Below are 9,061 nucleotides of genomic sequence, written 5' to 3'. Positions count from 1 at the left end.
CGTGCTGCCCGACGGCGTGCGGCAGGGTGAGCGGATCTGGCACACCGAGGAACTGCTGGCCCGGCTCGAATCCCTCGGCGAGCATGTCCATGCCCGCGCGGCGCGCGGCCCGCGCCTCGGTGGTGGGTTCGCTCGCGAGCGGCTGAGCGCGGCAGGACGGGGTGAGCATGGTGGCCGGGACGTCTTCGTTATCGGGGGCGGCGTCCCGGCCACTGCTCCGCCACCGTCTCGGGGTTGAGCAGCGGCCGGATGACGATCTCGCCGGTGGCCCTGTCGATGACCACGCACCCGGAGCCGACGGTGTCGGGCAGCACGCTGGGATCGTCGGAGTCGGGCTCATTCGCCCAGGCGACATAGCCCTCTTGAAAGGCATAAATCCTGATTTCGACGGCGGCGCCCGCGCTACGGACGCCGTTGAAGTACTCCTCTGCCACCGCCCTGGCCTGGTCCGGGTTCACAGCCGCCGCCCCTCCCTGTCGATCACGACGCAGAACACGCCGGTCACCGACTCGTACGGCGGCTCCACCGCCATGTGCCCCCGCTGCCCGTCGATCCAGATCACCTCGCCGTCGAAGTTCACCGCGTTCCACGCGTGGCTGCCCCCGGCCGGCCAGCGGTTGACGACCATGGCCGAGGAGCCGTGCCCCCCGGCCAGCAGCGCCTGCGCGATCGGGAGGTAGGCGTGGCGCCCCTGCCCCACGTACTGGAAGCGCTGTCCCAGCCACCGCTCCGCCCTGGCCACTCCCCCGGCCTCGCCGCTGAGCAGCGGCCTGCCGACCCGGTCGTACTCGGGCCGCCGGGGCGCGGCCACCGCCGGGGCTCCGTACCAGGTGGAGAGCACCGACAGCGCGCAGTCGATCGCGTTGGTGGCCCGGAACGGGTCGTCGGCCGGCCCGGTCCCGTTGATCAGCCTGATCCACATGCCGCGTGGGTCGGGGAAGCGGCGCGGGGTGCCCTGCTCGGTGACCGGGACGGCCCGCAGCATGTCCTCCTCGGTCTGCGGGTCAGGCCTGGCCAGGCCGCCCGCCACCCCGTACGGCCGGCACTGGTCCAGCCGGGCCGGCCCCCAGCGCATCCGCTCCCGCTCCCGGGGCACCGCCGCCGCCGGCACCTGAAACTCCAGCTCGAAGTCCCGCCACCGCTGCCCGTCCACGGTCACCACGGGGTTGTAGACCCCCGAGGCCAAACTCCACTCGCTCACCGGCTCCCCCGTCCCCCAACCCCTGGGAGCCAGATAGTAGAGCGGCTCCCAACGCGGCACGGCGGAGTTGACCATTTACAGGGGCGGCGGCCAGGGACTTTCTGTTCTCTGGGGGATTCAGCACGCTGACAGCGTGCTGAATCCCCAGAGAACGCAGCTTCCCCCGGGACACTCACAAGAGATCGTTTCCGACCCTGGCCAGGGGGCTGATTCATGCTCTGACCTGGTGAAATACGATTTCGCCTTTGAGGGGACTGCTTCACGGTGTCTCGCTGTGGATCACCAACACCGACCAGCGGCGGGCCATAAACGGGCCAGCGGCCCGCGCGGTTTTCCCTGCTCCTGCTCGGTGTGACGGCCGGGGCAGATGGCACATCCTTCCCGCGCGTCTTTCCCCTACCCCGGCCACCATCAAATCCGCGCGCCGCGCACTCCTTCTCATCCCGGAGCCAGAGCGCCCCCGCCGGAGGTACTGTTCTGACCGCGCGATGAATATTTCATGCCTTTCTTCTGCCGGCTCTGGGCTGGGCCTGCCTGCCTGCCGGGGTCATCTCACCACTGGCTCGCTCTCCGGTGGGATAGTTCTCCAAGGCTTTCATGATCTCGGGAGCCAGTGCCTCTGCCAGCGCGGGCGCCAGAGCATCGGCCAAGGCGGACGCGAGAGCCTGGGTGACCAGGAGTCTTTCGACGATCGACGCCATCGGCATCGTGCGCGGTGCCGACGCGATAACCGTTTCGATCAGGGTCGCCATGGAGTCCCCGCCGAGTACGCGGGTCTTCGTGGACTGGCCGGCCTCGCTGAATATGTCGCGGATGAGGTCGTCGATCAATGACTCCACCGGCTCATGTCCGGCTGGCTTGTCAGCGTCCTCCGTCGCCATGGTGTGCTCCTTTGCGGTTGATGTGAACCGTCCCCCAGTTGCCGATTTCGCCGGCGACTGGGGGACGGTGTCCTTACCTGTGACCGCTACCGGCACGCGAGAGCGGCGAGCAGGAGCGGGTTGTCGATGATGCCCTCTTCGCCCCCTTCGCGGCGGCGCATGAGCGCGGCGAGCAGGAGCGGGTGGCCAATCAGACTCCTACCGTGTTGCCTCCGGCGACGCATCAACATCGCGAGCAGAAGCGGGTGACCAATGCTGCCTTCCCCACCCTCCTCGCGGCGACGCATCAACGTCGCAAGCAGGAGCGGGTTGTCGATGATGCCCTCTTCGCCCCCTTCGCGGCGGCGCATGAGCGCGGCAAGCAGGAGCGGATGGTCAAGGCCGCCTTCCCCACCCTCCTCGCGGCGACGCATCAACGTCGCAAGCAGGAGCGGGTTGTCGATGATGCCCTCTTCGCCCCCTTCGCGGCGGCGCATGAGCGCGGCAAGCAGGAGCGGGTGGTCGAGGCCGCCTTCCTCCACCTCTTCACGGCGGCGCATGAGTGCGGCGAGCAGGAGCGCCCCGAAGGCGCGCTCTTCGCCCTCGCGCTCGGGTGCCTCGGTGGGTGCGGGGCGCTCCGTGGTTGTCGTCATATGGTTTCCCCTTCAGCGTTTGCGGTGCGCGCACCGTTTTCGTAAGAGCCATACGAACCGTACCCACGCCCAATGGGCCATATTCGCGAAACCGAACCTTTTAGATGCCGCCCGACCTGCCGTTTTGCTATATCAATCCCATTTTATTGCATCGCCAAGATGGGCGTGAAAGTGGACCTAAAAATAGCAACAAGAATTTCTTATTCGTGTTGCATTGAAAGCATCGTGGTCGGGATTTTATGTACACGTCTCCCTCGGGGTGGTGTTTCACGGCGTCACAGATGAAGTGGGCCGAGGCGTAGCTCCGCCGCACGCCGCACGACCACCTGTTCCCCTCCCACGTGGAGGGTCATCCCCTGCCCCGTCGTGCCGGGTATCCCATCCATCCGCTGCCCTGCGCAACGCCCGGCGGACCTGGCGGATCGCCGCCGCAACAACAGCTTCTTGCCCGCCGGTGAACCCTCGAACGCGACCGGTGCGAGGCGGAGTCAGACGCCGCGCTCTTCGATCGTGACCGGCTCCCCGGCGCCGCGTTTCGCGATCGAACGGACCGGCCCACAAGACCGACCAGGTAGATCGATAGGTTGGTTTGCCCGATGTCGCCCTGACACGGGCCGCAACGCAGGAACGGGAGACGATGACACTCGATGGCCGGATCAGTGCACTCGTTCTTCAGGCGTCTCGCCGGCTGAGCGATGCCTGTGACTCGGGCGAGGTGCCCGGAGCCGCACTCGCCGTCGCGGCCGGTGGGACGACCGTGCTCGAAGCCGCGTTCGGGCTGGCGTCGGTTGAGGACGGCGTTGCCGCCACGGTCGACACCCCCTTCAGCCTGGCCTCCGTCACCAAGCCCATGGTCGGCACCGCACTGGCCGTCCTGGCCGAACGTGGCGCGCTCGATCTGGACGCCCCGGTGTCGCGTTACCGGCCGCTGCCCGGCCACGGAACGGTCCCCACCCTCCGGCAGGTCGCCAACCACACCGGTGGTTTCCCGACGTTCCTCAGATTCTTCTACGGCGACGAGATCGATCGGGCGCCGAGCAAGAACGACCTGCTGCGAGCCTACGCCCGCGTCGTGTTCCCGCCGGGAGTCCGGCAGACGTACTCGAACGTCGGCTACGAGCTGCTCGGCGCGATCATCGAGGAGGTCACCGGCTCTCCGCTGGCGGATGCGCTGTCCGAGCTGGTCTTCGAACCGTTGGAGATGCGGTCGGCCCGGTTCGGTGAGCCGGACGGCGGCCTCGGCGCCGCCCGGCGCCACACCTCGTCGGGATCGGCGTACCCGCCCTACGTCACCGGGCACGGCGCGGCGGCGGAGGCCTGGTGCAGCGTCCGGGACCTGCTCCGCTTCGGGCTCGCGCACGCGGGCGGCACGAGCGCCCTGCCCGCCGAGGCGCTTGCCGCGAGCCACCATCCCACCGCTCCGTGGCCCGGCGCCGACGGCTACGGGATCGGCTGGGGCGTGCGGCGCCACGGTGATCTGTCCATCGCCTTCCACGGCGGCAGCATGGGCGGGGTGGCCGCCTACCTGGTCGCGGTCCCCACCGCGGGGATCGTGATCGCGGCCCTGGCCAACGTGCAGAGCGGCAGGGAACTGCTGATCTCGGTGACCAACGACATCCTGGCCGCCCTGCTGCCGGGTTTCACACCGCTGACACGCGCCGACGGTTCACCCGACGGCGACCCGCTCTCCGCACCGGCCGCCGAGGTCGGCGGCGAGTGGTCGGGAAGCCTCGACCTGCCCTCGGGGGCGGTGCCGCTGTTCCTGTCGATCGCCCCGGACGCCTCCGGCACCGCCAGGTGGAACTCCACCGAACATGCGATCACCGGGCTGCGCGTCACCGAGTCCTCCGTCACCGTGGAGCTCGACGGCCTGGTCGACACCCCGGACCTGGCCGCACGACCGCACGCCCCGGCCCTCTGGCTGCACCGTACGACGGCGGGGCTCACGGGCGGTCTCGCGGCCGTCGGCCTCCAGAACGCCGACCACCCCCTGCAGCCCGACATCGTCGTCTGGCCCGCCTCAATCCGACGGGCCTGACCCGGCCGGCATTCCCTTCCTGTCCACCTGCGAGCGGAGGTACCCATCAAACCCCGCTTTCATTTGGTTACTCTGCTCCGTGGTGAGAGCCGAGGGGGAAGGACTCCATGACCTCTCGGGCCGTCAGTCCATCTGGGTTCGCCCAGTTCTCCTTTTGAATGCCGTAGATTCGGAACGCCAAGCAGACGGCGCAGCGCCCGGCACTTCCTCAGCGCCATTCACGTTTGGCCGGTTCGAGCAGGGCCTCGGCCAGTATCCGGGCCAGCCAGTCCTGGAAGTCGCCCACGCTCCAGCCGCAGATCTCGGTAAACCGTTCGAACAGCTCGAACGAGGTCAAGGCGTAAATCTGATCGGCGGCCCGCTCGACGGTCAGTCCGGTGCGCAGCGCGCCGATCGCGGCCAGATCCTCGGCCGGGCCCCGGCTGCCTACCAATCGCTGCTGTTCGGTACTTGCCAACAGGTCACTCAATCCGGCATCGGCGGCTGCGGCGGCGCGCAGCACGCGATGCACCGGGCCGACGCGTTGAAAGATCGTCACAGCCATCGCCGCGAACATGGACAGTTTCCGCACCGGATCAGGCTCGGCGATGATCGCCTGCACCTGCGGCCGGGCGCTCTGCGGGATGGGTTGCGCGTCGCCGGCCAGAGTGACGTCGTAGACGACCTTCGCCAGGCCGGGCTTGCCGCCGGGGCAGGCCGAATACAGGGTCTGTACGACGACGCCTGCGGCCTGCGCCACGTCGGCCATCGTCGTAGCGGCATAGCCACGCTCCAGCATGAGTGTCCGGGCGGCCTCGGCGATCCGCAGCCGGGTCGCCTCGGCATTCTGACGCCGCAGGTCGCTGACGTATCGCCGCTTGGGTTTCTCGCTCATCGGGAACCATCGTGCCAGAGTATTGACTAGAATATATTCAAATGAAATGGTGCTGATCTAGCCAATTTGTAAGGCTCAGTACCGGAGGTGGACCAGCATGCGTCCCTTGCTGCTGGAGATCATTCGAACGACGGCGACGTTACTAGTCGGCCTGTTCGCCGGCGGTGTCTTCTTCACCGTGCTCGCTCCGTCGCTGCGTGGGCTGCCCGGCCCCGCCTACGTGCGGTATTGGCAGGCACTCAACACCGACTACGGCCGTGCCATGCCGGTGCTCCTGCTCACCTGCCTCGCGCTGCTCCTGGCGACGTGCGCACTGTCGTACCAGCGTGGTTGGCTCGTCTTCGGACTCGGCATCGCCGCCCTGCTGCTGGTGACGGGCACGATCGTGCTCACGGTGACCCAGCTGGAGCCGCTCAATCAGCTCGCGAACTCCTGGAATGCCGATCAGCCGCCGACCGGCTGGGCGGATGCCCGCGAACGCTGGTGGAACCTGCACACGGCACGCACTGTGATGGCGGTGCTGGCCTTCGCCGGACTCCTGATCGCCCAGGCGGTCGACCGGGGCAGCAGCAAAGCCATCAATACCGCAGATTCGGCCATACAGCCCGCGCGGGTCTCCAGTTGATCCTGACGGCTACAGCGACCATTTCGAATCGCGATCGTCCCTGCGATCATTCAGCAGGTAGAGCGAACAGCCGGGTAATGCGCTCATCGAAGAGCAGGACACCAATTCAAGGGGCCGACACGCTGTCGCGTCCGAAGCCGACCAGGCCCTACTAGGGGACGGAGGACTGGTACGAGCCGCGACGCGATGGTCTACGACGTATGGCGCATCGGTACGCCTCATTGGAGAAAGGTATTGGTTCGCGAACCTTCGAGATGGTTGCTGGAGATAAGCGAAGGGACCGACAGGTCATATGCCTGCGGTCCCCTCGGGTGAGATCCACTGCACTGGTCTCACCGTGCCTTTCCACCGCCCGCCCGTGTTACCAGACCAAGCTGACGGTTGGCGACACGTCCGAGCATGATGCGCCAGGCGCCAAGGCTTACACCATGCCCTGCGGCCACCGCATGATCTTTAGTTGTCTTCACAAACTCCGGATGACCGCGCGGTAGCGCTGTGGCGCTGGTGCATCATCAGTCACCCCACGCCCAATTCCTTCCTGACGCGAAGTGCCACTTCGTCGATGCTTCCGATTCCCCGCCACGCACCTTCCAGCTCTTCATGGCCCCCTACAAGTTTCGAGCCGCTATCGAAAATCACTCCTTGAGGGTCAGCCGTCGCCAGAATGGCTCCGTCCGGTAGGCCGTTCCTCGCTCCTTCGATCCGGGGAGCTTGTCTTTGGTCCGGAAAAAGGAAGAGCATCACCTTCGTGTCGACGGGTATAGCTTTCCGGAAGTCATCGAGAGATGTGCGAGGTATTCCGCTGCGGTAGAGACCGCCTTGATCCAGGTCCAGGTAAACGCGGCCATCGCTGACAAGCCCCCTGTCTTTTATTGTCGAGTCGACACGGACGCGCATGACGACACGCTTGTCCGGGTATGGATCTTCTGGCATATCGTATATGTCTCTCCCTTGCTCGAACCCTTCGACGCTGCCAATGATTATGCTTTCGTGGTCCCGAGACTTTACCAGTTCTTCGGGTGTACCCATATGGGGGTAGTCGAATTTACCTGATCTAAGTGGCGATGTATCTATTTTGCTTTGCGTCTCGATCGCTTGCGCACTTCTTTCTGCTGAAGGTTGTGATGCGCCTTCGCTTCCGCAACCCAAGGTTGCGAAGATGGGTAGCATCAGAGCGATCGCGAGATGGGGTTTCAATGATTTCAAGTGACACTCCCCGGGCGGCGTTATTTGCTAGAACCAGGCGTCGACATGAGCGATGTGATGATAATTATAAGTTCGAGTCCACAGCTCTCCGTCTGCCCACAGGCCGTCCCGCATGCAGTCAGCACCCTCCGGGGGCACGACCATCTCGCTGTAATGTGCCAGGCCGACAGTGTGTCCGATCTCATGGCAGGCGGTCTTGGTGTATTGGTTTTCTGCGCGCAGATAGGCCGCGCCGTCGATTCTGTTCTTGTCGACTACCGCACGGAATCTGTCGCACCGCTCCTCGTAAGGAGGGTCCCAATAGATGTCGCAGTCGGTGCCTCCAAACTTGACACCGCCCAACCCGTAATTCATCCATACTACATCGGTCTGTCCGGCCCCACTGAGGTTGCATGTCGTGTGGAGCTGAGTTACGGCGTCGGTGTACCCATTGAGATAAGATATAGCTGATTCCATATTATCTCTGAGGTTGCTCGGAACGGTTCCGGCGTAGCAGTAGATGTGATTTCCCCCGTCTGGATGGTTCCCGTCGAATGGCCACGTGTCCGCGTTTGCGCTGGGAGCCAGTACTGCAAGACCGGATATGAACATTAGTAATGCTGCAAGGATTCTGACTAGTTTGCCAATGGAATTTCTTGCCATTCTTTCCAAGGTAACGCCTTTCTGGAGAGGGGGTGTCCCGTGAATGCGCTATAAGATCATGCCTATCAGAACTAATTGTCGGCCTCAAGATCGAACATTGTTGCGAGATGATCACTGACGGTAATATTTTGGCGGCCCGTGGATGGATTTATCAAAATTTACCAACAAGATCAATGCCGATTTATTTTAAATTCCTTCCTTTGTGGTGATCGTCAAGTTACGGCAGCTACTTTTTTATGTCTTTACAGTAAGGAGGCTTGGGGATTATTGAGGCTGAACTGGTGGTGCCGTAGCTGCCGATATGCCTCAACCGCTGGAGTGGGTTGACATCACGAGGCATGTATGGGGTGGTGAGTTGCCCGCAAGACGAAGAACTTTCCATGCAGAACCTCAGAGCTTGTCGGAGCCGAGCTGCTCAATCGCCTTGGTGTAGCGGTCGGTCACATGGCCCTGCGCCGCTGCTTGAAGCTCGCCCCTCAGGAGCCGGCCGACGCGCAGCGGGAGCTGTTCAGCGCGCCCACATCGGAGCACGCCTCGACCGAAGACACCTGAGGAGCGATCCGGTCCGGGTGCTCGCACCGAAGGACGGCGTCCTCATTGGTCACGGGCTCAGATCACCTGCCGGTTCCGAGGCGGTGCCGGAAGCCGCCGTCGAGGCGCTGGAGGGCTGTTCGGGATGTTCGCTCGCTACAGCGTCGGAGCGCGGGAGGGTCAGCTGTTCCTGGGGCTGGCGTTCCAGGGCCTGCAGCCTCCTGGCCTGCCCGAGCAAAATCCGCCGCTGTTCGTCGGGCATACGCTTGATCTGCATGACCTCCCGCAATGCGTACGCGGCTTCGGGCATGTGGCCTTTGTTGATCAGCCAGACGATGAGCTGCGGGCCGCCCCACCACTGCCCGCTGCGCCAGTAGGCCTCAGCGCGTCGCCGATGTCGGTCGTCATCCGGGGTTCGGTCGCCGGGATGG

At 64.8% G+C, this 9,061-nt stretch carries 11 protein-coding genes; 2 read left to right on the top strand and 9 right to left on the bottom strand.

Annotated features, from left to right (window positions below; genetic code table 11):
• Positions 1-188: 188 nt before the first annotated feature.
• The 4 genes from ABZ260_RS13495 to ABZ260_RS13480 all read right to left on the bottom strand — a co-directional run bounded on the left by ABZ260_RS13495 (position 189) and on the right by ABZ260_RS13480 (position 2,714).
• Positions 189-458, bottom strand: coding sequence for a hypothetical protein (locus ABZ260_RS13495; protein ID WP_350924817.1), 270 nt, complete (start codon positions 456-458; stop codon positions 189-191).
• A complete protein-coding gene (locus ABZ260_RS13490; RefSeq protein ID WP_355616486.1) occupies positions 455-1,201 on the bottom strand; it encodes a toxin glutamine deamidase domain-containing protein in 747 nt (248 codons plus the stop codon). Before ABZ260_RS13490 ends, ABZ260_RS13495 begins: the two co-directional genes overlap by 4 nt.
• A 497-nt stretch (positions 1,202-1,698) precedes the next feature.
• Positions 1,699-2,082, bottom strand: a complete 384-nt coding sequence (locus tag ABZ260_RS13485) for a hypothetical protein (RefSeq protein WP_355616484.1) — start codon at positions 2,080-2,082, stop codon at positions 1,699-1,701.
• Between the two features lie 86 nt (positions 2,083-2,168).
• Positions 2,169-2,714, bottom strand: a complete 546-nt coding sequence (locus ABZ260_RS13480; protein ID WP_355616482.1) for a hypothetical protein — start codon at positions 2,712-2,714, stop codon at positions 2,169-2,171.
• A gap of 637 nt (positions 2,715-3,351) precedes the next feature.
• Here ABZ260_RS13480 and ABZ260_RS13475 point away from each other — a divergent pair.
• Positions 3,352-4,752 (top strand): serine hydrolase domain-containing protein, encoded by a 1,401-nt coding sequence (locus tag ABZ260_RS13475; RefSeq protein ID WP_355616480.1) that lies wholly within the window; start codon positions 3,352-3,354, stop codon positions 4,750-4,752.
• 208 nt (positions 4,753-4,960) lie between these two features.
• Here ABZ260_RS13475 and ABZ260_RS13470 read toward each other — a convergent pair whose 3' ends face one another.
• The gene (locus tag ABZ260_RS13470) at positions 4,961-5,626 is read right to left on the bottom strand and encodes a helix-turn-helix domain-containing protein (protein ID WP_355616479.1); all 666 of its coding nucleotides are present in this window, start codon (positions 5,624-5,626) and stop codon (positions 4,961-4,963) included.
• Between the two features lie 97 nt (positions 5,627-5,723).
• Between ABZ260_RS13470 and ABZ260_RS13465 the strand changes: the two genes are divergently transcribed.
• Positions 5,724-6,251, top strand: coding sequence for a DUF1772 domain-containing protein (locus ABZ260_RS13465; RefSeq protein ID WP_355616478.1), 528 nt, complete (start codon positions 5,724-5,726; stop codon positions 6,249-6,251).
• Between the two features lie 516 nt (positions 6,252-6,767).
• Here ABZ260_RS13465 and ABZ260_RS13460 read toward each other — a convergent pair.
• The 4 genes from ABZ260_RS13460 to ABZ260_RS13445 form a co-directional block, all read right to left on the bottom strand.
• Positions 6,768-7,280 carry a hypothetical protein gene (locus tag ABZ260_RS13460; RefSeq protein ID WP_355616476.1) on the bottom strand — a complete coding sequence of 171 codons (513 nt, stop codon included), beginning with the start codon at positions 7,278-7,280 and terminating at the stop codon, positions 6,768-6,770.
• Between the two features lie 204 nt (positions 7,281-7,484).
• Positions 7,485-8,099, bottom strand: a complete 615-nt coding sequence (locus tag ABZ260_RS13455; RefSeq protein ID WP_355616473.1) for a hypothetical protein — start codon at positions 8,097-8,099, stop codon at positions 7,485-7,487.
• Positions 8,100-8,489: 390 nt separating this feature from the next.
• On the bottom strand, positions 8,490-8,630 hold the full coding sequence (locus ABZ260_RS13450; protein WP_355616471.1) for a hypothetical protein: 141 nt from the start codon (positions 8,628-8,630) through the stop codon (positions 8,490-8,492).
• Positions 8,631-8,700: 70 nt separating this feature from the next.
• Positions 8,701-8,940, bottom strand: coding sequence for a hypothetical protein (locus tag ABZ260_RS13445; protein ID WP_355616469.1), 240 nt, complete (start codon positions 8,938-8,940; stop codon positions 8,701-8,703).
• Between the last annotated feature and the right edge of the window lie 121 nt (positions 8,941-9,061).

The organism is Streptosporangium sp. NPDC006013, assembly GCF_040614275.1.
Classification (GTDB): domain Bacteria; phylum Actinomycetota; class Actinomycetes; order Streptosporangiales; family Streptosporangiaceae; genus Streptosporangium.
The sequence above is the reverse complement of the archived record's forward strand: the minus strand, read 5'-3'. Positions and strand labels throughout refer to the sequence as shown.